The sequence below is a fragment of the Dictyobacter arantiisoli genome (assembly GCF_008326305.1).
GTDB classification, from domain to species: domain Bacteria; phylum Chloroflexota; class Ktedonobacteria; order Ktedonobacterales; family Ktedonobacteraceae; genus Dictyobacter; species Dictyobacter arantiisoli.
Genome location: NZ_BIXY01000071.1, coordinates 1 through 22,036 on the forward strand (window position 1 = coordinate 1; position 22,036 = coordinate 22,036).

14 protein-coding genes are annotated in these 22,036 nt (G+C 49.8%); 10 read left to right on the forward strand and 4 right to left on the reverse strand.

Annotated features, from left to right (window positions below; translation table 11 throughout):
- Positions 1-625: 625 nt before the first annotated feature.
- Positions 626-2,473 (forward strand): sensor histidine kinase, encoded by a 1,848-nt coding sequence (locus F1593_RS19995; RefSeq protein ID WP_149403336.1) that lies wholly within the window; start codon positions 626-628, stop codon positions 2,471-2,473.
- A 391-nt stretch (positions 2,474-2,864) separates the two neighbouring features.
- Here F1593_RS19995 and F1593_RS29065 read toward each other — a convergent pair whose 3' ends face one another.
- Positions 2,865-4,793 carry a hypothetical protein gene (locus F1593_RS29065; RefSeq protein ID WP_216368932.1) on the reverse strand — a complete coding sequence of 643 codons (1,929 nt, stop codon included), beginning with the start codon at positions 4,791-4,793 and terminating at the stop codon, positions 2,865-2,867.
- A gap of 220 nt (positions 4,794-5,013) precedes the next feature.
- Positions 5,014-5,814 carry a ferritin-like domain-containing protein gene (locus F1593_RS20005; RefSeq protein ID WP_149403337.1) on the reverse strand — a complete coding sequence of 267 codons (801 nt, stop codon included), beginning with the start codon at positions 5,812-5,814 and terminating at the stop codon, positions 5,014-5,016.
- Positions 5,815-6,711: 897 nt separating this feature from the next.
- On the opposite strand from F1593_RS20005, the gene F1593_RS20010 reads away from it, so the two are divergent.
- Both F1593_RS20010 and F1593_RS20015 read left to right on the forward strand, forming a co-directional pair.
- Positions 6,712-7,656 carry a YsnF/AvaK domain-containing protein gene (locus F1593_RS20010; protein ID WP_149403338.1) on the forward strand — a complete coding sequence of 315 codons (945 nt, stop codon included), beginning with the start codon at positions 6,712-6,714 and terminating at the stop codon, positions 7,654-7,656.
- Positions 7,657-7,844: 188 nt separating this feature from the next.
- On the forward strand, positions 7,845-8,921 hold the full coding sequence (locus F1593_RS20015; protein WP_149403339.1) for a YsnF/AvaK domain-containing protein: 1,077 nt from the start codon (positions 7,845-7,847) through the stop codon (positions 8,919-8,921).
- A gap of 67 nt (positions 8,922-8,988) precedes the next feature.
- Here F1593_RS20015 and F1593_RS20020 read toward each other — a convergent pair whose 3' ends face one another.
- Positions 8,989-11,496, reverse strand: a complete 2,508-nt coding sequence (locus tag F1593_RS20020) for an ATP-binding protein (protein WP_149403340.1) — start codon at positions 11,494-11,496, stop codon at positions 8,989-8,991.
- Positions 11,497-11,825: 329 nt separating this feature from the next.
- Positions 11,826-12,509, reverse strand: coding sequence for a GNAT family N-acetyltransferase (locus F1593_RS20025; protein ID WP_149403341.1), 684 nt, complete (start codon positions 12,507-12,509; stop codon positions 11,826-11,828).
- A 533-nt stretch (positions 12,510-13,042) separates the two neighbouring features.
- Between F1593_RS20025 and F1593_RS20030 the strand changes: the two genes are divergently transcribed.
- The 7 genes from F1593_RS20030 to F1593_RS20060 all read left to right on the forward strand — a co-directional run bounded on the left by F1593_RS20030 (position 13,043) and on the right by F1593_RS20060 (position 21,814).
- Positions 13,043-14,095 carry a hypothetical protein gene (locus F1593_RS20030; RefSeq protein ID WP_149403342.1) on the forward strand — a complete coding sequence of 351 codons (1,053 nt, stop codon included), beginning with the start codon at positions 13,043-13,045 and terminating at the stop codon, positions 14,093-14,095.
- Between the two features lie 93 nt (positions 14,096-14,188).
- Positions 14,189-15,946, forward strand: a complete 1,758-nt coding sequence (locus tag F1593_RS20035) for a thiamine pyrophosphate-binding protein (protein ID WP_149403343.1) — start codon at positions 14,189-14,191, stop codon at positions 15,944-15,946.
- Between the two features lie 124 nt (positions 15,947-16,070).
- The gene (locus F1593_RS20040; RefSeq protein WP_149403344.1) at positions 16,071-17,132 is read left to right on the forward strand and encodes a 3-oxoacyl-ACP synthase III family protein; all 1,062 of its coding nucleotides are present in this window, start codon (positions 16,071-16,073) and stop codon (positions 17,130-17,132) included.
- A 158-nt stretch (positions 17,133-17,290) separates the two neighbouring features.
- On the forward strand, positions 17,291-18,217 hold the full coding sequence (locus F1593_RS20045; protein WP_149403345.1) for a S1C family serine protease: 927 nt from the start codon (positions 17,291-17,293) through the stop codon (positions 18,215-18,217).
- A gap of 18 nt (positions 18,218-18,235) precedes the next feature.
- Positions 18,236-19,177, forward strand: coding sequence for a S1C family serine protease (locus F1593_RS20050; RefSeq protein ID WP_149403346.1), 942 nt, complete (start codon positions 18,236-18,238; stop codon positions 19,175-19,177).
- A gap of 140 nt (positions 19,178-19,317) precedes the next feature.
- Positions 19,318-19,932: a response regulator transcription factor gene (locus F1593_RS20055; RefSeq protein ID WP_149403347.1), complete on the forward strand. Its 615-nt coding sequence runs from the start codon at positions 19,318-19,320 to the stop codon at positions 19,930-19,932.
- A 232-nt stretch (positions 19,933-20,164) separates the two neighbouring features.
- Positions 20,165-21,814 (forward strand): FAD-binding dehydrogenase, encoded by a 1,650-nt coding sequence (locus F1593_RS20060; RefSeq protein ID WP_149403348.1) that lies wholly within the window; start codon positions 20,165-20,167, stop codon positions 21,812-21,814.
- Positions 21,815-22,036 lie beyond the last annotated feature (222 nt).

Here is a 22,036-nt window from a genome sequence, read left to right on the forward strand (position 1 = left end):
CACCAAACGTCGAGCGCTTCGCCGTCTTGAGCAATTAGGGTACCAGGTCCAATTACAGCAGGCAGCAGAGACGGCATGATCTCTGCTGCCTGCTTTTGTGGAGCGGCTATTTTCAGGAGAATACCTGGAATGATGGAGAAGTGTAGGTGCGGCCCGACGTCGCAACGGAGGTCCGCTTTCCCGTTTCTCTGGAACCGCCTGTGTTGTCAGTGAAGTAACAACATATTCCGGGGTAGGTATCGTTGGCTAATTGCTTCTCACTTTGAGCCGATCCTCGGGTATATCCCCTGTACTGTTTGTCCTATTGGGAAAAGGAGTGCAGTGCAGGGGTGTACTAAGCCACAAAGGTGTCTTCCTCTTCTTTAGTGTTTTCCCGGCTTTCCCGGATTTGCCTGTATTCCCGGCTTCATACTATGGATCACTTTGCACTTGCGTGCTATAGTAAAAAGGTGAATGTACCGAGTAGCGATGTAACATTGTCTAATTATTCTGGCTCTGATATGCATACAGTGCTATCGTCTGTTGTTTCCTATGTTTCCTGAAAATTTCCTGGCGAGGACAAACCAAGAGTTCTTTTCTACTGGAAAGAATAGAGAGAGGCTGGGAAGCGAGGTAATCATTGCACATGCAGGGAAATCAACAAGAACAGGATAATGCTGTGTTAGCGAACCTCTTCCAAGCTGTATTTGAAGAGATGTCGGATGGCGTATTCCTCTACAACCGGTCTGGCTACGTTGTGCATATCAATAAAGCTCTGCAAAAGATGCTGGCAGTGCAACCCGAAACACTTATCGGGCATCACTATTCGGAATGGCAAGAGCTTTTTGGGGTGCATGCCGAGCCGGGGAAGATACTCAGGACAGAGCAATTACCCGTCGCCAGTATTCTGCAATATACACCCTATGACCATATTCACCAGCGCGAAGCGTGGATTCGTGTGGGCTCCAATGGAGAATTATTGGCTGATGTTACCAGCTCGCCCCTCTTTGATGCGCAAAAGCACTTAATTGGATGCGCTTCTATCTTTCGTGATGTCACGAGTGAATGCCAGCAAGAGAACCGCACAATCCACGCATTCACTTCCCTGCTAAAGCTGGTAGAGGCGTTGGCGGTCATTCCCGATCAAGACAATGCCGCGGGCGAAAATGAAAATAAAGAAATCACACCGATTATAGCAGCCGGTCGCATGCTGGCTGAAGCTGTTTCAGAGGTTATTCCTTGCCGTTATATTGATGTATTTACCATTGAGCCGCCAGATGAACGCCAGCATATTATTGGTTTAAGTGGTCTTTCTGACAGTGAGGAGCAACAGTTACGTAAAGAAGCCGAAGGTGCTCAACTGGCTAATTACCTGGATACAGCTGCTATTGAGGATCTTTATGCCGACCATGTTGTTACCATTGATCTGAAAACGCGGCCTTATACACTACCACATTCGCATTTTGGGGCTCGTTATCGCCTGATTGCGCCAATGGTATTGCGGGAAGAACTAATCGGCTACTTTGTGATTGCCAAAACTGACGACGAATATGTGAATGTTGCCATGGCCTATCCTCAAGAAGAGATAGCATTGATTGTCGGAACGGCAAAATTGATTGCGCTGGTGATCGAGCGAGTCAATTTATTGCAAAAGTGGGCGGAAGTCCATGCCAGTGAACTGGCATTGCGCGAATCCAATCGGCGCTATGATCGTTTTGTAAATCTGGCCAGTCATGAATTGAGAACGCCACTCACGACCTTTAAGGGCAACGCGGAACTGGCACTGCGACGTCTCCATAAAATGAAGCGGCAATGTGAAGATCGAAATGAGGTGCTGGCAGGTTTAGAGCGCATTCAAGAGCCGCTCGAAAACGCGATTTTGCGGGCGAATACGCAGGTGCGTATGATTGGGGATCTGCTTGACGCGTCCCGTATTCAAAGAGACAAGTTAACGCTAACCATGGCCCCCTGTAATCTGCAAGATATTGTGCGTGCAGCGATTGATGATGCCCTCGTCTATATGCCTGAGCGAACCATCATATTGCATCCACCAGAAGAGAAAGAAACGCTTCTGATTGCCGATGCTGTTCGTTTAAGTCAGGTCGTCATCAATTATCTGAGCAATGCCATGAAATATTCAAGCAAGGCTTCACCCATTGAAGTGAACATCCTATCCACCGACACCTGCGCCGGGGTCTTGGTGCATGATGAAGGCCCAGGTTTTACGGCTGAGTATCGGGAAAAGATCTGGGAACGCTTCTATCAATTGCCGGATATTGTCTCACCGGATAATTCTTCCATGAATGGTTTAGGACTTGGCCTCTATCTCAATCGTGCGGTGATTGATTTGCATCATGGTCAGGTAGGGGTTAGCAGTAATTTAGGTTGTGGATCGACGTTCTGGTTTCTGGTTCCCCGTAAACGTGATTCTGAACTTGATGAACATTGCCAGACCTCTAAAGAAGTATGCTTTGATGATCCGATGAATATGTGATGCTCTGACAAGACAAAAAGAGAGAAATGACCAGGCAACAGCACGTTGCCTGGTCATTTTTGTTGATGCGCTGTCGCGCTAGTACTCTGTTCCTCTTCATTTGAAGGGTGCCGCCTGCGGCGGCGAGGAAAAGAAGAAAAAGGGGTATTTGGGGACACCCCAAACCCCGGCAAAGGGCTCGCCGCCCTTTGCAATCCCGCTTGAAAAGCCTTACGTTCGCACCTATGGGCTTGCAGCCCCTTGCATCCCCGCTTTTCAAATGAAGGGTAACGCAGTACTAGAGGCTGTGTGAAAAGCGCTCACTGATTATCTTCAGTTGGCTTCGCAGGCCAGGCGAAACTACTTCTCACACAGCCTCTAGATTATGCTTTATACCATTGGAAGGCGAGCACTACCACAAGCCATGTTGACGGCGTTTCCCTTTATAGGGAGCATTCTTCGGGGTGGTTTGACCAGCTGATGCGGGAGCAGTGGGCTGAACTGTTGGTGTCGCGGTACCTGTAGCTGGTGCTCCGGTACCTGCGACTGCTGTAGCCGTGGCTGTCACGGTGCCCGTAGCTGCAACTGGTGTACCCGTGCCTGCCCCTGCGCCAGTACCTGCGGCTGCCCCTGCAAGGGTGGCTGTGCCGGTAGTACCATTTGCAACGATGGGGGCACAAGCAACTACCGCATTGTTCTGTGCGGGATCGGTGACGGTGAAGAACCAATTCGCTGGAAGTTTCTGCCTTCCTTGCAAATTGTTGATAAGCGCATTGGCCATGTTCTGACTATTGGCATCAGTAGTTTCAGCCCGGGTGAAGAAGGGCTTGTTTTTGCAACTGCGCTTGACTACATTAAGATTAATCTGCTGGTTGGGATGATTTGGATAGGTGACAGTCGATGTAAGGGTTGCGTTACCAGCAGCAGGATTTAAGGTGATCGTCGCATTGCCGGTTGCGGCCTGCGCGGCACCACCTGTTGTCGTACCACCTGTGGCACCGCCCGCTGCGGCTCCCGGTAATTTAATCGTGGCGGCGGTTACCACACCATTGCCATTCATCTGAACCGTGACGGGATTGGGCTGATTGAGCAGATTTGGGCAATTCAGCAGGGTATAGGCTTGCATAAAGCGATTTGCCAGGAAGGTGAAGAGCGAGTTTGCGGCTGCTGGATCAGGCGATGTGCGATTGATAGTGATGGTCATATCGCCCTGGATATGTGGCAGGCCAACGTTAAGATAGTTCTGGCAGTAGGTTGTACCGTCGGTAGGCAGGATATTGCCAGGGTTTTGATCAACGCCTTTGCGATAGAGAATGGTTTTGTCCTGGCTCTGCGCATTGTTGACGAGCACCATCGGATCAGTCAGAGGAACCAGGGCAATGGGAGCTTGCTGCAATGCGTTTGCCTGAATCTCGTCCATTGCCAGCGAAAGGGTCATGGTACCAGCATTGGCCAGATCGGGCGCCTGCCAGGGCTGGCAACCTAGAGCTGGATCAATAAACCTGGTGACCAGGGCATTATCACTGGGATTTCCCAGGACGGTCGCGTTAGCCAGTTGTGCCTGATTGGCGGCGGTGAGCTGAGCGGTCTGACCATTGGCGTTCGCCAGATATTGTGTCTGGACATTATCGCTTTGATCCTGATCGACGACGCTGAAATCCCGTGTAGTGGGACAGGGCTTACCATCGTTTGCCATGCCCAGAGCCGGAATCTTGACCAGTCCATTGGCGATGCCCTGATTGACTGCGGCAAAGAAGTTGGGCGCATTACAGTAGGAGAACTGGCCGAAAATGGAACCATTTAAACCATTGGCGCATTGTGCCTGTGCCAGTACATTAGCATCCTGCTGAGCACCCTGTAAGGTCAGATTAGTGCCATTAAAACCAAACCAGAGACCGACCACGGCATTGGCAGGCAGGGTAGGAGCCGTTGGAACTACCGCAGGTTGTGTTCCCTGATCGATGACCAGCGGGTTGTAAACGCTGAATGCCCCGGTCGCGGGATCGTAAATAGTCGCCTGTACAAAGGCCCCCTGGGTAGGATTGGCTTCATTACAGGCCCCATTGGCAGCGGCGTCTGGCGCGAATAACTGATAGGGGGTCGCCAGTCCCTGGGCGGTCAATGCATTGGCCGGGACGACCAGCGTACAGTTTGGATTGATGACTGCCGTTGCTGCATGGGAATTGAGACGTGGCAGCACCACTATCACGCTCACGGCAATAATCGCCAGCAATACAGGGACGCTAATCCCAATCAGGAGCAGTGGTGAAGGACGCCGGTGTCGATTACGTCCATACATGGATGAACTTGGTGTTGAGGTATCTCGCGATTTAGTAAGCATTTCTTTCCTCAATCTCTTTCAATCAGAATACGAATGTTCAGTATCAGTAGCACGACCGTCCTTTGCAATCTTTTCACTCATGAATAAAAGTACTGACAGGTATTTTATCAATACTACTTTTCCTGTCACTTCAATCCCATAGAAGTGTGAGAGCAAAGCACGAACACCACACGACCAGATCAATGCGAAGGTGTTCGTCTTGCCCTTCATATACATTCACTTAGAATTTCAAATGAGCCATCACCGGAGTTGCAGGCATCACTGTTGGATTTGTCATGGTCACTGCATCCCAGTTGGTTGCAGCTGGATTGAACAGGAAGCTATTTCCATTCATAGGTGTGAGATATCCCGCATTCTTGAGGAAGGTTGGAGCATCGGCAACCGCCTTCAGCAGAAGAGGTGCAAACGCTTCATTATTGGCCGGGAACTGCGCTCCGATGACACGACCAATCACACGGTGTTCCGCCTCAATCGCGGCGATTTGTCCGGCCATCTGTGCCAGGTCAGCGCGTCCCCACTGGGCGAATTCTTTAACCGCCGCCAGATACGCTGCCACGAAGGCCGCCTCTAACTGTTGCTGTACTCTGAGGAAAAGTTCAATGTTTTCAAATGTTTGAATACCGAACGGGAAGCTAAATTTATTCGTCAGCGCCTTCGCTCCCTGTCGCTGCAGAAACTTGAGATGCATTTGTTCCTCGATGAGGGCCGCACGGATATCTAAGCGACTGGTAGCTCGTAATCCCAGGCGGTCCGCATGCAACCAGGCTTCAGTATAAAAGACTACGGCCAACGTTTCTGCTGTTGCTGCGATGTTCAGAATGTTACGAATCGCTTGATTCTTCCTGGCATCACCCTGATCATTGCTCGCAGCATGCGCTCCCTCGGTTTGATGTTGTGTGAGGAGAACACCAGCCCCAACGACACCACCAACTGCCGCCAGGCTAGAGACACCTACCACAGCTCCTTTGAGGGCGGAACGACGGGAAGAGTTGTACGTTGATTTTTTGAATGTTGGCTTCATTTGCTTAAAGTACCTTTCTTGCTAAATACTACTCAAGTCTTTTCAAACCACTATTGTCTATCGAACGCATCGTACTGTTCTGCTACGCACCATTTTACCGATGCAAGTACCTGCCTACCTGTTATCAGGTTGACTGTATGAGCAAGCATGCTTCACGAATGCATCTGCCTCTCAATTCCTTGCCAACTTGTTTCAAGGCGCTCCTCAGTGGATCTGTGAGAATAATAACACAAAAAAAACCTCTTTCAGCGTGAAGTGTATTTGATAATATAAAAGTACCAATGTGGCATTGAGGAACTTTAACCTTCAATACAAATAAATGATGAAATATTGCTATTGTGAAAGCTTTCTGTAAAAATAGCGTTCTTTAAACGTGGAGAAAACTTTAGCGATTTATCGTTCCTGGTGGGATCAATACATTTTTCGACTATCGTTGGAGTGTTGGTGGTCGTGTTTGGTGTGGTGGTGATGGGGTTACTAAAGATCACAATTTTTATTTTTGTGATCTTTATACTCGCGATTGTCGCCAGAATATATCTTTGTATGACGAGAAATGGATTGTTAGGTCTATTATTTGTGCAGAGATTATAACAGAAACTTTTGCCATAGAGCTTTCGTATTACCTGTGAGGATTAGCATTTACCTCAACTTAAACTGTTGTCCTTACAACATGTCGACAGCTGCATATTGGTGAAAAGCAAGCATTTTGAGCAAGTCATAGAGCATGAGCTGATGCTGCTCTGTGAGTGAGATGAACGAACGTATCCATTATTATTGTTGATGGCATGAAAGGCAATATGTCCCTTTATTCATCTCTTTCTGATCAATCACCTGTCGAGATGGAGTCGGAAGGAGATCGATTTTGGCTCGCCCCTTTCATCCTCAGAGGTATATATTATGTCAACACGAAGTGAAATTGTGGCAGGCGTTTTTGCCCAGGAGGAGCAGGCGGAACAGGCACTGAAGGCACTCGAGCAGGCAGGATTTATCGAGGAGCAACTTGGTGTGGCGGCACCGACTGAAAAGCATATTGATCTTTTAAGCGCGCTCCGCAACCTGGATGTTCCAACTGAACGTGCCAATTACTATGCCCAGGAATTTAGCAATGGTCGAACGGTTGTGTCAGTCAGGCCTGATGGTCGTACGCAGGAGGCGTTAGCTATATTGCGGCGCTATGGTGCTGAGGATTACGATCAAAGCAGGGCACCAACACAAACAGAGACTGCTACTTCTGAGATGGCTGAACAAAGTATGACAGCAGCGCGCGGAGATACCGCAGCTCCTGGTATGTCAGTAGACAATATCGCGGCATCTCAGAGAGGGATGTCCGCTTCTGATATTGATGAGCAAAGAGCTACAGCAGGCCAGGGTGGTGTTGGTATGACTGATCAAACACTAGCGCAGGGGCGAGATGCATTCCAGCAGCGGCGTTCACTCAAGTTGCGAGAGGAACAACTTGCAGTGGATAAAGAACGTGTGCAGACTGGTGAGGCCAAACTGCATAAGGAAGTGGTCACGGAACAGAAAACGATAGATGTTCCGGTCAGCCGCGAAGAGATGGTGATTGAACGCCGTTCCCTCTCTGGTGATCAAGTTGATGCAGCCCCCATCGGTGAAGGAGAGACGATACGCGTGCCCTTGAGTGAAGAGAAAGTCAATATCAATAAAGAAACGGTTGTCACAGGTGAGGTTGCTATCGGCAAACAATTTGTGCAGGATAAACAGCGTGTAACGGAGACGACGCGGCGTGAAGAGCCACTCGTTGAGCATGAAGGGGATGTCTCGGATCTGATCATTCATGATACAAATCCCGATGCTCCCAGCGCTCTACCACCGGCATAGTATCCAGCAGCGTGCTTTCGCATAGGCTTATTTTGCCTATCGCCTGATGGAATGGTAAATCTTTATCGTGATAGCGTCCTTACGTTGCCAGACCACTGCCGGCTGGTAGGATGCAGTTTATGAGCATGAGGTGTAAGTAGCGCATATTGCTCTTTATCTATTAATTCGTGAAGAATTGGAGAACACACATGGCTACAACTGGAACTGGAATAGGCGTCTTCGAGAATGCTGAAACGGCAGAGAATGCGCTTAATGCCCTTTATAAAGCTGGCTTTAATCACGAGCACATTTATATATCAAAACACCACACATCCGGCGGATTTTTGTCGGGCGTGAAAAAGGCCTTTACCGGAGAGGACAGCACATCAGAGCATACTGTGGCTGATGATCTCTCCGCAATGGGACTTCCAGATGACGAGGTTCAGTATTATGAGCAGGAGTATGAGGCCGGTCATCCTGTGATCGCGGTAAAAGAGAGTGGCCGTGAGCAGGAAGCCGCGAATATTCTGCAGGAAAACGGCGCTCATGCCTATAATGCAGGAGCAGGCAGAGGTCAAACAACCCGTTCTACTGGTACAACCCGCGCTGACATGGACCGCTCAACCACGGAGGCAGGGACAGGGACCGGACACACCACGCGTTCGTCCGATCCTATGCGTAGGGAGATGGATCGCCCTGAGAGCGGGATGGGTGCAGGTGGTGTAAAGCCTTCTATGGATCCAACGCGTACAGATATGGATCGTGGCATTGATCCTTCTCAGGCCAATATTGCTGGTAGAACTGGTATGAGTGAGGCGGCGCGCTCTGGCCGCGCTCGTGATATTGATGAAGAAGGTGCCCGCAATGTGCGGTTACGCGAGGAACAACTGCGAGTGGAAAAGGAGCGGGTACAAACGGGAGAAGTCGGGTTACACAAAGAGGTTGTGACGGAACAGCAATCTATTGATGTTCCGGTGTCACATGAAGAGGTCTATATTGAGCGCCATCCTGTGGGAGGAGGGAATGTTGATGACAGTGGTGTACCACTAGGACAGGATGAGACGATCAATATTCCTCTCAGCGGAGAGCAGGTCAGAGTGAGCAAGGAAACGAAAGCGACCGGCGAGGTTTCGATTGGTAAGCATGAGGTTGAAGGAACGCAGCAAGTCAGCGACGCTGTGAAGCATGAAGAGGCCCGCGTCGAGCAACAGGGCAACTCCCGTATCCGTGAAGGAAAAGATAGCGATACGTTTCCTCCCGATAAGAAAGGTGAAAAAAGAATTTAGCGCGATGATACAATAAAAATGCTGTAGGTGCTTCAATGCCTGCAGCATTTTTATTGTATCATCGCATTCAATTGGTTGTTTCACTTGCCGAAAGTGCCAGGATACAGGCTTGATCTGCCGAGAGAAGCCTGCCCTCGTCCCACCATTTTTCCCAACTCGCGGTGTCGGCCCGGGCTTTTACTTCAGCAAGTTTGCGATTGTAGAGTGGTCGATACGCGTCTGGAACCGAGGCATTCAGTTTTTCATAGAGTTCCTCGGCGGCACTGCATATGTGTGCCGCATAGGAAGGTTCGCATATCAATCCCAGCACGCAGCCGAAAATAGTCAGATCGGTAGCTAACATGTAGTGATTGCTCGTCTGTTGCGCGATACGTAATCCCTCTCGCAAATAGGTGATGCTCTCAGTCAGATCATCCTGGATCACGCAGCCAATCGCCAGATAGACCAGCGTGACATTGAGCAAGCCAGGTTCATTATATTCACGCAATAGGATGATCGCCTCATCCAGCCATACACGAGCCTGTTGAATATTGCCCTGAAGTGCGGCCAGTGCGCCTAATCTGCTCAGAGTGAAAGTATAGTTGCGCCAGTCTTCCTGTTCGCGTAGGAGTTGCAGACTCTCCTCCAGATACTGACTTGCCTGTGCATAGTCGCCATGCATATGCCAGGTATCCCCAATCTGAAAAAGTGCCCAGGTTCTCCCAATCTGATCCCCGGCTTCCTCATAGAGTTGCAAGGCTTCCTGGGCCAGGGCGCGAGACCGTTCCTGTTCCTCTTCCCAACGCGCAAGGCGCGCGGCCCCCATTAGCAAATTAGCGCGCCTTGCTGCTGGCGTCTCTGTCTTCATACGGAACACATTATCAATCCAGCGATGGGCTTCGTGAAAATGGTTACGCGCCTCCTGAAAGCGTCCCAGCGTACTGCTGATATGAAGGACTATCTCCGCCTCATTGTGTTCAATTGCCCAGGCCAGAGCTGTGCGCAGGTTGTCCTGCTCCTGGGTCACAAGTGCGACAGCTGTCGCTTGTTCGGGACCAAATAATGGGGGAGCAATGTCTTCAGCAAACGTCCGGTAATAAGCTGCATGCCAGCGCTGCATCACTTCTCTTTCCCCGTTTGCCTCCAGTTGTCCCTGCCCAAACTCACGGATCGTCTCCAAAAAGGAGAAGCGCGGTTCCAGGCTCTCGCCTTGTGGCATGCGTTTTACCAGACTCTGATCGATCAATGTCTCCATCTGTTCAAATATGTCATCCAGGGTCGCCAGGTGATTATCTGCCATGACAACCGCCAGCGCTGCCTCTACCGTCCAGCCACCAAGAAAGACGCTATAGCGACGGAAGAGTGTTTGATGGTGTGCATCGAGCAGTCCATAGCTCCAGTCCAGGGTCGCCTGTAAGGATTGGTGGCGTTGTAACGTATTACGTGTTGTGGTGCGCAGAAGAGGCAGACTCATCTGATTGTTCAGCCGCTGCAAGATTTTCGGCAAGGACATGACTTTGGTGCGTGCCGCAGCCAGTTCGATCGCCAGTGGAAGCCCATCCAGGCGAGTGCAAATCTGCGAGATAACTGCGATCGTGTCTTGCGTAAGCGGAAGGGTGGGATTGACAGCCTGAGCGCGTTCAATGAAGAGCTGAATGGCTGCAAACTGTACCACGTAGGCAAGATCGGACGATTGATCGGGCGCACAAACTGCGAGTGGTGGAACATCAAACTCGTATTCGCCATACAGATGTAATACGGTCCGACTTGTCACCATAATTTTGATCGTCCTTGTGCTACTCAGCATATTACTGACGAAGCTAGCTATCTCTGGAATCTGTTCCACGTTATCCAGTATCAGCAGCATTTGTTTGTTGCGCAGAAATTGTTTGAGCATATCTTCATGGGATAAGTTGCTCGGTCGATTGGGGCTGCTCTCAGCCATGTGTTCCATACGCTGGAGTGCCTGCACAATGGACGAAGGGATAAGCGCTACATTATAAATCGTTGCCAGTGGGACAAAAAAGACGCCATCGGCAAAATCGTGCCGGGCTGCATGGGCCACCTCCAACGCCAGGCGTGTCTTGCCCACGCCACCTGTGCCGCGTAACGTCATCAAACGGACGGACGCCTGGCGCAGACGCTCCACCAGTATCTGCACATGATATTCGCGTCCGATCAATGGAGTTGGTGGGGCTGGCAATGAAGTTGTGATCTGGAGGATATTCGGGGAAGGAGTCATGGGAGAGAAGGTGGTCGGAGGTGAGACCTCAAGCCGTTTTAAGGGCGCGCTTTGCCATTCCTGTTCAGAAAAACTATTGGGCTTCAAGCCCATCAATGTAAGAAGTTCATCTGCCTCGGCCCGCGTCGCAATAGCATCCCATGCTGCCAATGATTTGATAATCTGCTTTACCTCCGTATGGGTAGGAAAAGCCTGCCGCGCACCGTGGAGCTTGCGGCTTAATACTTGAGAATCGATACTTAAATCCTTCGCCAGTTCCCTCTGAAGCCGTCCTGCCCTACGACGAGCAGCAGTAACTTTCTCACGAAAGAGTGCGAGATTATCAGGAGAATGTGTCTGGTCTTTCTTCGTCATACCTACAATTCATCTTTATCAAATGTAATGGAATGCTTGTTTTTGGCAAGTAAATTCTTAGTTGCCTTTATTATATATCATAATTCCCTGTCTGTTAAGCGTTTGTGAAAATTTTTGGTTACTTTTGGGTCATTTTTAGATCATCTTTGAGATTGCGCGCTATTCAGGTGGCAAGCGTAGCACCAGTGAGCTCCAACGCTCTCTCTTGTCGCCTGGCAGGGCTCTCGGGGTACGGATGTGCCTACGGGTGAGGGGATGGTACGATGAAGAGGAAAGCGCACCTCGGTTGCGACCTCGGCACGCACCTACACTTCCCATTATGGTTCTCGTTATTCTTCTGAAAATAGAGGTTCCTCTGAAATTGGGAGCAATTTCATGGTTTGGTTTTCAGCTTTGTAGTAAGGCATCAGGGTACTGCTGAGTGTGGAAACCAGATCAATGGACATAGTAACAAGATTATATGGTGTATGGGTATCCGGGGTGTTTTGGATCAGAAAGCCATGCTGCTGATAAAACGACGAGGCATGATTGCTTGCGCTAACCCCTAAACTCAGCGCGCCATATCCTTGTTGATAGGCAGCCTGTTTCAATGCAGTAAGCAGTGATCCTCCGATGCCTCGTTGGCGATATGGGGCCTCGACTGCCATGGCTAAAACAGGTGTATGTTGGTCATAAAAGCCTGCTACAAAATCATCCATAGCGGGAAAAAGACGGCACCATATGGCCCCCAGACGTTTCTGTGTATTGGGATCGAAGGCGATCAGCGCGATATCTCCAGCGCGACCCCAGTCGTTTCTCCATGGCGCTATCTGGGGTAAGCGCTGAATGATCCTCTCATCTTCGGTTAAAATGCGCATATTGCGCATAGGAAACGCTGATATATAGCACATAGAAGTAAGATAAAGCTGATCCTTGCCCATGTATGTTGCGGATTGCACTCTCCATGCATCTATTTGAATGGTATGAGTATCTATCGTCTCTGGTAATATCAATCTATCAAGCATGTTATACATGCGCTATCCCTCTTCTATCATAAATAGTGTGTTTTAGATAAAACAGCTACTATGCTGTTTGTGAGCTATGCTAGAGGTGTATTTTTAAGCTTCCTTTCCACCTTTAACTACATTTTATATGGGAAATTATATCTTGCAGAAGTATTCATAGTGAAGCGCTTTGGTGATCTAATAGTGATCAAAAAGTGACTATTATTGCCTTTTTGTGGCATCCTCTTTTTTCTTCTCTTCAAAGGTAATGAGACTGTGTTCTTATGTCTATATTTGTGGCAGCAGGAGAGCAGCAATTTTTTATTTTCGGTGTCTTGCTTTTTTTTCATTCGGAAGAAAACGATTTATTGCTGAGTCTAAACATAACTTTTTCTAGATAAAACTACCAAAGAGTTTTATATTAGAAGTTTTTTCTCGACAGATAATCAAATCAGTGATATAAATGAACCAGTTGAAGCTATTTCGACACCTATGGCTTTATAAGTTATTTGTTTTGGATGGTTTGATTATTAGACCATCTATATTTATAGGGTGAGGATCATATGCACGACTCAACCATTTCTTCTGATCAGAAAGAACACAGAGAGGATCAATTAGTCACGGAAGATGTAGCCTTAAATAAATTTTTGCGATGGTGGTATAACTTTACCGCTATTTCACCGCATGCAACAAATACTTTTGAACGAGAGCAACTCAGGAAATCACGTTTCCTTAGCGCCATCGTTCTTTCGCTTCTGCTTGTTTTTCTTCTCTTTATTCCCGGCTGTCTTGCTCTGCCAAACAAGTTTGTGACTGTCGTTGACTTTGGTATGATGCCAATTTGTATTATTTCGTTATTTTTAAATCGCGCCAAAAAAACAATGCTGGCAGGCTTACTCCTGGTGATTGCCTTTGAGGCCGCGCTTGTGATGGTTGTTTTAACGACCCAACCGCTTGACGAGCCAAGTATTCAACAATATGAATTGTTCGTTTTTGGTGAACTACTTGCGGTTTCTCTCTTAAACGCTGGCAGTGTTTTTCCGGTTGCTATTTTTAACTCTCTCTTTATTGTCCTGAGCCTGCTCTATCAGCCTCAGACAGCGATCCTGGCGCATGATCTCCAATCTCAATTTTGGCCGCTGCTTCTCCGACCTATTGGAGTTCAATTTCTTGTCGCAGGTGTTTCCTATCTCTGGGTCTCGAACGCGATGAGATATATGTCGCTGTCCTTTAGTGCTCAGGAAGAGGCACTCAAACAAAAGGAACTGGCTGAAAAAGATCGGCAAGTGTTACAGCAAGATATTGCGCGGCTCACTCAAACATATGCGGATGCAGCGAATAAGAAAGTTGTGATTACCGTACCGCTGCATGCCTATCGACAAGATTTCTGGTCTATTATCGAAACATACAATGCACTACAATTGCGTTTGAAACATTCCCAGAAGAACGACCAGGAACTTCAAAAGGTTCAACTTGAATTGGATACGCTTAAGAACGCAATTGTACAGTACAGCTATGGTTTGAATCAAAGAAAAATTTCTCCCTGGCAGCCAGTACAAACAAAAACAGCCTTAGATCCATTGCTTGCTGCCTTCCGAGACCACCAACGGTCATAAATACCTGATCTACATTGTACAAGGTTAGCTTAATATATAGCTAACCTTGCTTGCTTGCTTGCTATATATTCCTTATTTTGAAAGGGCTCATCTATGATATCTGCAATTCACTTTCTTTTACAGACCCTGGAAGAAGAAGGGGTCACCCATATTTTTGGCGTTCCAGGTGGCCCTCTGGTTCCTTTTTACGAGGCGCTGAGTGAACGGCAAAACATTCTTCCTGTTTTAGCAAAACATGAAGAGGGAGCCGCTTTTATGGCTGATGGTTATGCGCGCGTTCATCGTGGACTTGGCGTCTGTTGCGCCACAACAGGTCCAGGTGCTATGAATGCACTCACAGGAGTTGCCAGTGCCTACGGCGATTCTATCCCCTTGCTCTTTCTGGGCGCGCAAGTATCGACCGCCGTTTTTGGCAAAAATGCATTGCAAGATAGTAGTGGCGGCCATTGGAACATCAACATTGTTGAGATGTATCGAACGGCCACCAAACTCTCCGTCATGCTTCAGAATCCTCAACAAATGCCTCATCTGCTTCACCGTGCCATTCGTACTGCCCTTACCGGGCGACCAGGTGCGGTCCATCTGAGCCTCCCCGTAGATCTTGTGAAGCAATCCATTGTAGTTGATGAGAGCTCTACAAGTAGTTTTTACTCTCATGCTGTAACTGCCGGAGATCCAGCCTCCATCGCGCAAGTTGCCAGCATCCTGCAAGACGCAAAGCATCCAGTCTTTTTCGTGGGCCATGGAGCCAATCTGGCAGGTGCCTGGGCTCCTTTATACAGGATTGCCGAGGCGTTGCATATCCCGGTTGCAACGACCTTAAAAGGAAAAGGAGTGTTTCCCGAAGAGCACGAACTCTCTCTTGGTGTTTTTGGCATCGGTGGAAATGCGCTTTCAGACGCCTATATGCTTGCCGATGAAATTGATGTATTGATTATTATTGGCAGTGGTATGGGAGAATTGCAGACGCATGGATGGCATCCCAATCTTGCTCATAAGCGCGCTATTGTGCAGATTGACATCGATCCATTAGAAATCGGGAAAAATTATCCGGTGCAAGCCAGCATCGTTGGGGATGCCAATGCCATTTTGACCGCCCTGGCGGATGTGTTGTGTAACTCCAATCCTTATCCTCATCCTCAAGCCAAGTCCTATCCCCTGCTGGACTCTCTTCGTGCGCAGGAGGAGCGTTTCTATCAAGCCGAGACGTTGCAAGGGGATGCACCCATCCTCAAACCACAAACGGTTGTGGCGGCCATGAGTGAAATTTTGCCAGCGGAAACACTACTATTTGTTGATAACGGCAATAGCTTGAGTTGGGCGGGCCAATACTATGTTGCACGCCAACCTGGTACAATATTTTGTTCAATGAATGTTGCCTCGATGGGCTATGCGATTGCAGCCGCTATTGGTGGCAAAATGGCCGCGCCGGAACGACCAGTCGTGGCGCTGATCGGCGATGGTGCCTTTGGGATGAATGGTATGGAGCTACACACGGCTGTAGAGTATCAGGTACCTGTGATCTGGGTGGTTTTGAATAATGGTGGGCATGGTATGGTTTATAACGGCGAGACGCTTATGAATGGAAAATCTACCAGCACGACTGTATTTCGCACCCCACTCGATATTCAGAGCATTGCTCAGGGATTGGGTGTCAAAGCATTGAAAGCAACGAATTTATCTGAATTTGTCTCTACTCTGCAAGAAGCTCTCAGAATGCAAGAGCCTTGCTTGATTGATGCCACAGTTGATCTTGAAGAAGTTCCACGTGCATTGAGGCGGCGTGCTGCTACGCTTAATTCCTTTATTGGAAAAAAGACAGAACCACACCAGGAAGCGTCTATCCGCTAGCAAGGATAGCTGTTTCTGAATATGGAAAACAGCATCGCTAGAAGTGAGAGGAAAGCCAGCGAAAAGACTCTTTGCGCTGGCTTTCCTCTTGTACTGTCTCTCTACACAAGGAAAGGTTCCTACTATGAAAAAGAATATTGGAATTCTGGGGTGTGGCTACAGCGTTCCAGTGCATATTCGTTTTAATGATGATCCCCTCTTTCAGCAGATAGCACAAGAGGTTAATTCGCAAGGTATTGCGGAGAAGGATTTGTTCACAGGCATTAAGGAACGCCGTTATTTGTTACCTGATGAGCATGTTGAAACGCTCATGGTTGAGGCCGCACGTCAGGCTCTCGAAAATGCTCAGATTCAACCTGAACAGATTGATCGGCTCTATGGATATGCCTCGGTGTCGTCATATATTACGCCGAATGCTCTCTACAAAGTTCATCAAGAATTGCAGCTTTCTCCACATGTCTTGGTTACTCCCATCAACAATGAATTTAGCACTTTTCTCCTTGGCCTTATTCATGCCTATGAAGCCATTGAAGCTGGTCAATGTCGCTATGCACTTGTGGTGTGCGGAACAAACTGGAGCAACTATATGGACTATACCCAGGGGCATGCGCTGGGCGTAGGGGATGGGGCAGGTGCCGCGGTCGTTGGGATCAGCGATCAGTTTGTGCTGGTTGATTACGTAACCCAGACGCGCAGTGCACAGTATGGAGCTATGACTATGCGCACGCGTCCAGTCCTTCTTGATGGGAGATGGCAGTTCCCGGTGAATGCACACAATACACCCATTCCTACCTATGAAATATTGCTGGAAGATGGCATCCAATCGTTTCAAGAGGCTCTGCCTGGTCCTGCCGCGATGGCACAACAATTGCTTGAGAAGCACAGTTTAACAGGTGAGGATGTTGCATTAATTAGTCATCAAGCTACCCGTGTGATGCTCGATTATTGGCAAAAGGCATTGCGGCCCAGGGAATATTTAGAGACGCTGGAGCAGTTCGGTAATATGACGATTGCTACCTATCCTGTGAATCTGGCCTATTATAGCACGCGTGTTACTGCTCCCTATCTTCTGCTGGTGGCAGTGGGTGTAGGATACCATCAAACCGCGCTCTTGCTCAAACGAGAAACGAGGAAAAGTACACGGAGAGAGCGCTGGCAATTTGTACCCAGGCATCGGACAACATAAATGCAAAAAATCCATTTCTTAAAATGGTGCCGTGCTCAAAGTGATCCTGACCATTTCGACAGGTCAAAAACTAGCCAGATGACTGATGTCACACAACCTGTCTGAGCTATATAGTATGCATAAGTTCTTCTTTCCGTATAGTTCAGCGAGGTAGAGAAATGGTATTGGATCAGACAAATAATGCAACGAATGCGGCCCATTTGCTGCGTGCTCTCTCAAATCAGATGGCCGATGCTGTTGAGCGTGTCAGCCCAGCCCTGGTGGTTGTCAATGGACGGCAACGCCAACCGGGTAGCGGTATTGTATATAGTCCCGATTTTATCCTGACAGCCGATCATGTCCTTGAGCGTGAGGATGATCTGACGATTCAGACCCATGATAAACGTACGCTGGCTGCCCAGTTTGTGGGACGTGATCCAGCCAGCGATCTGGCGGTGTTACGTGTGACCGAGTCAGGTTTAACACCGGCTAGCGTTGCCAGCCAACCGGCCCGTGTCGGTCAACTGACGCTGGCGGTTGGCCGCGCCTCCGAGGAGGGTCCAATGGCCAGTTCGGGTATTGTCAGTAGCATGGGTGGTCCTCTACGAACTGGACGCGGCGTGACGCTCGAACGCTATATCCGTACCGATGCTACTCCTTATCCAGGTTTTTCCGGTGGTCCGTTGATCGATGCCGAAGGGGCTGTACTGGGTGTCCTGACAACAGGATTAATCAATGGCATTGCATTGGCTATTCCCATACAGATTGCTCAGCAAATTGCGGAGGCATTGATCAAACAGGGCTATATTAAACGCGGCTATCTTGGTGTTAGCAGCCAGTTAGTCCATCTCCCCGAGGCGCAGCGCGCCGGTCGTACGCAGGAACATGGCCTGCTGATTATCAAAGTTGAAGATCAGAGTCCCGCGCAAAAGGGTGGCCTGCTGGTTGGGGATATCCTGGTGGCGCTGGATGGGCATGAGGTTCACGATTCTGATGATCTACAGCCTCTTCTCACAGGTGAGCGCGTCGGCAAGGAGATTCCGATCCAGGTGGTGCGCGGAGGCAACTTACAAATCCTGCAAGTCGTCGTTGGACAGCGTCAATAAGCGAACAGGTAGGGCATAATGACAGATATAGACACACATACAACACCATACGATACGCGGGGCACCTTGCCACTTCCTGATAGTTATTCGGCGGCGCTCACGGCGCTATTTACACAGGTACAGCCGAGCATCGTTCAGGTGCATACAGAAGGACGAGGTGGTGGGACAGGTGTGATCTGGCAGGATGATGGCAAGATCATTACCAATAACCATGTTGTTCCCTCAGACGATGCCCGGGTTCAGATCTCATTCGTGGATGGGCGGACGCTCAAAGCGCAGGTTTTGCAGCGCAATCCTGGCCTGGACCTGGCTTTGCTGAAAGTTTCCGGGGATACTTTTCAAGCGTTGCCGTTCGCAAAATCGGCACAGTTGCGCATTGGTGAATGGGTCTTTGCGATTGGGCATCCCTGGGGACAGCGCTGGGTGATCACGGCAGGTATTGTTAACAGTACCAGTACCGCTACATTACGGGATGCTGCCAGTGTCCGGTATATTAAATCCGATGTTGGCCTGGCTCCGGGCAATTCTGGCGGACCATTGCTCAATGCGGATGGCGCGGTCGTCGGCATCAATGCGATGATTATGGGCGGCGATTTAGCGGTCTCGATTCCCAGTGATGCTGTTACAACCTGGCTGGCAAGCCTTCCCAAAGATCGTGTCACGCTCGGCATCGAAGTCTTGCCGGTAGCGCTTCCTGAGCAGATCGGCCAGAGCTTACAGCCAGCCCGTACGACCGGTCTATTAGTCACAGGCATCCCTGCGCGGCAGACGCAGTTACATGATCTTTTGATCGGGGATATTTTGCTGGCGGTTGCGAGCAAACCTGTCAGTGATGCCAGTACGTTACGTCAATTGCTGAACCAGGGTGAGTGGAACAAAACGATTCCCCTCACCATCCTGCGCGGCGAAAGCATTCTGACTACAGATGTGGTTACGCAAACACAGCAACAGGCTGCCTGAGCGCTGATCTATCAGATGGCGGTACAACTATCTGCTAGCTCAGCGTCGATAAGAACCAACCAGGCAGACTTCAACACGGTTCTGTCTGGTTGGTTCTTATCGACGTTGAGGAAACGAGCTTATGAGAGGATGATAGCAAGATGCGCGTTTTTATTATTGCTCCCACGCCCATGAGCCAGGCAGGATTGCAGACGCTCTTGAGCTCTCCGAGTATTCATGTTACTGGCAATGCCACCAATGCTGCGAGCTTGCCTGAAAGCGCGTCTATGGCTGATGTGCTTGTGTTAGTAGATGATATACAGATAGAAGAAATTATCCAGGTGTTTCCTCAAGCCACCCTGGTTGTCGTAACGAACCAGCCCGAGCGCCTCCTTCCGCTCCTCTCCAACTCCGAACTCGCGGCCTGGGGAATTGTACCCCTGGAGACGACGCCCACACAGCTTCAGAGTGCCGTCCACGCCGTTGCTCAGGGACTTGTCGTACTCCCGATCAGCAGTGCCCGTCAGATCTCAGAGCGTCAAACACGTGGAGAAGTAGTTCTCCTGCCCGGGACGGAAGAGGCACTCACGTCCCGCGAACGTGAGGTACTTGAACTGGTTGGACAGGGCCTACCCAACAAACTCATCGCTCGTAGATTGCAGATCAGCGAACATACTGTCAAGTTTCATCTGGCCTCGGTCTCCACCAAGCTGGGAGCGGTCAGTCGTACCGACGCCGTGCGTCTGGGCCTGCGTCAGGGGTTGATTACACTCTAGCAATGATAACTCACATCCCCACGCATCAGAATTGGAATGCCATGCCTTCTCGTGGCCTGTTTTCTATTCTCTTCAAAGGCAATCCACATGTATAGTAGAAGCTGGCTTTTTTTGCAGTAGACTATGATAAAATAGGAATACATGAATAATTGGCAAGCGCAACGCTGATATTGCACGCATAAGATCCTGAGATTGGCGTTTGTGTAGTTGCAATAAAGGATATTTGAGGCGTATGGATGCAGATGTAATTGTTGTTGGGGCTGGCCTGGCTGGCCTGGTAGCTACTGCTGAGCTTATTGACGGGGGCAGACGCGTGATACTGCTTGAGCAGGAGCCAGAGGCATCGTTTGGTGGACAGGCATTCTGGTCTTTTGGCGGACTGTTCCTGGTGAACACGCCGCAGCAACGGCGTCTGGGCATTCATGATTCTCACGCGTTGGCTCTGCAAGATTGGCTGGGTAGCGCTGGTTTTGATCGGGATGAAGATCTGTGGCCGCGCCGCTGGGCTGAGGCGTATGTGGATTTCGCGGCAGGTGAGAAATATTCCTGGCTCCATGCGCAAGGCGTGCGTATTTTCCCTATTGTTCAGTGGGCGGAACGCGGTGGCTATCTTGCCAGCGGACATGGCAACTCGGTTCCGCGCTTTCACGTTACCTGGGGCACGGGTCCAGGGGTGATTGAACCGTTTGTGCGTCGGGTGCGCGATGGCGTGCAAAAAGGATTGGTGACACTGCGTTTCCGGCATCGTGTGACCGCTCTGCTCAAAGAGAATGGCGTGGTTGAGGGTGTGGGTGGGGAAGTGTTGGAGTCGAGCAGTGTGGAGCGTGGTGTGGCGAGTTCTCGCGTGGTGACAGGAGAATTTGAACTGCATGCGCAAGCCGTGATTGTCACTTCGGGTGGCATTGGTGGGAATCATGATCTGGTGCGCCGCAACTGGCCTAAACGATTGGGTGAGCCCCCCAAATATTTAGTCTCAGGCGTACCCGCCCATGTGGATGGGTATATGCAGGAAGTGGTGGCCGCCAACGGTGGGAACATCATCAATCCAGATCGGATGTGGCATTATCCAGAAGGCATTCATAATTTTGCCCCGCTCTGGAACAAGCATGCGATTCGTATCTTGAGTGGACCATCGCCATTGTGGCTGGATGCACATGGCGAGCGCTTCCCAATCCCTCTCTTCCCAGGTTTTGATTCGCTGGGATCAATCGAGCATATCATGAGTACTGGATATGATTACTCGTGGTTCGTGTTGAATCAGCGCATCATCGAGCGGGAGTTTGCCCTTTCCGGGTCCGAGCAGAATCCTGATCTCACGGAACGCAGTATCCTTAAGACGCTCAGTCGGGTGTTGCCGGGAGCGCCAGGACCAATTGAGGCTTTTAAAAAGCAAGGGATCGATTTTATTGTGCGCCGTACGCTCCCAGAACTGGTCCAGGAAATGAATAAGCTGGCTGATGGCGCGCAGATTAATCTGGAGAAGCTTGAGCGCGTGATCGTTGAGCGGGATCGCGAAATTGAGAATTCTTTTAGCAAAGATGCGCAGATAACGGCTATTCGTGGAGCGCGGGCGTACCTTGGTGACAAACTAATACGCGTTGCCAGACCTCATCGCCTGCTTGATCCTGCTGCGGGGCCATTGATCGCTGTGCGGCTATCGATTCTGACGCGGAAAACGTTGGGTGGTATCGAGACTGATCTTGAGGGTCGCGTGCTCCAGTCTGGGGAGCAGCCTATTCCGGGGCTCTATGCCGCGGGAGAAGTGGCTGGTTTTGGTGGTGGTGGCATGCATGGCTATCGTGCGCTTGAAGGAACATTTCTGGGTGGCTGTCTCTTTTCTGGTCGCGTGACTGGCCGTGCCGTCGCTAAGGCCGTGATGTAAGGCTTTTCAAGCGGGATTGCAAAGGGCGGCGAGCCCTTTGCAATCCCGCTTACGTTCGCACCTATGGGATGCAATCCCCTGACTGGGTTCCAGGGCCGTGCCCTGGCCTCTTCCTCTCACCTACCCGCGTAGCGGGCAACCCATCAAATGAAGGATGACAGCGTATAAGAAGTGGCGCTGGCTTTAAATATGTCAGTTATGTGTCAGTGGGTAGATGCCGTT

Excerpts from the sequence above, each read along its gene's own strand:
- F1593_RS19995 (WP_149403336.1), top strand. The coding sequence starts at position 626 with ATGCAGGGAAATCAACAAGAACAGGATAATGCTGTGTTAGCGAACCTC.
- F1593_RS29065 (WP_216368932.1), bottom strand. The coding sequence starts at position 4,793 with ATGCTTACTAAATCGCGAGATACCTCAACACCAAGTTCATCCATGTAT.
- F1593_RS20005 (WP_149403337.1), bottom strand. The coding sequence starts at position 5,814 with ATGAAGCCAACATTCAAAAAATCAACGTACAACTCTTCCCGTCGTTCC.
- F1593_RS20010 (WP_149403338.1), top strand. The coding sequence starts at position 6,712 with ATGTCAACACGAAGTGAAATTGTGGCAGGCGTTTTTGCCCAGGAGGAG.
- F1593_RS20015 (WP_149403339.1), top strand. The coding sequence starts at position 7,845 with ATGGCTACAACTGGAACTGGAATAGGCGTCTTCGAGAATGCTGAAACG.
- F1593_RS20020 (WP_149403340.1), bottom strand. The coding sequence starts at position 11,496 with ATGACGAAGAAAGACCAGACACATTCTCCTGATAATCTCGCACTCTTT.
- F1593_RS20025 (WP_149403341.1), bottom strand. The coding sequence starts at position 12,509 with ATGTATAACATGCTTGATAGATTGATATTACCAGAGACGATAGATACT.
- F1593_RS20030 (WP_149403342.1), top strand. The coding sequence starts at position 13,043 with ATGCACGACTCAACCATTTCTTCTGATCAGAAAGAACACAGAGAGGAT.
- F1593_RS20035 (WP_149403343.1), top strand. The coding sequence starts at position 14,189 with ATGATATCTGCAATTCACTTTCTTTTACAGACCCTGGAAGAAGAAGGG.
- F1593_RS20040 (WP_149403344.1), top strand. The coding sequence starts at position 16,071 with ATGAAAAAGAATATTGGAATTCTGGGGTGTGGCTACAGCGTTCCAGTG.
- F1593_RS20045 (WP_149403345.1), top strand. The coding sequence starts at position 17,291 with ATGGTATTGGATCAGACAAATAATGCAACGAATGCGGCCCATTTGCTG.
- F1593_RS20050 (WP_149403346.1), top strand. The coding sequence starts at position 18,236 with ATGACAGATATAGACACACATACAACACCATACGATACGCGGGGCACC.
- F1593_RS20055 (WP_149403347.1), top strand. The coding sequence starts at position 19,318 with ATGCGCGTTTTTATTATTGCTCCCACGCCCATGAGCCAGGCAGGATTG.
- F1593_RS20060 (WP_149403348.1), top strand. The coding sequence starts at position 20,165 with ATGGATGCAGATGTAATTGTTGTTGGGGCTGGCCTGGCTGGCCTGGTA.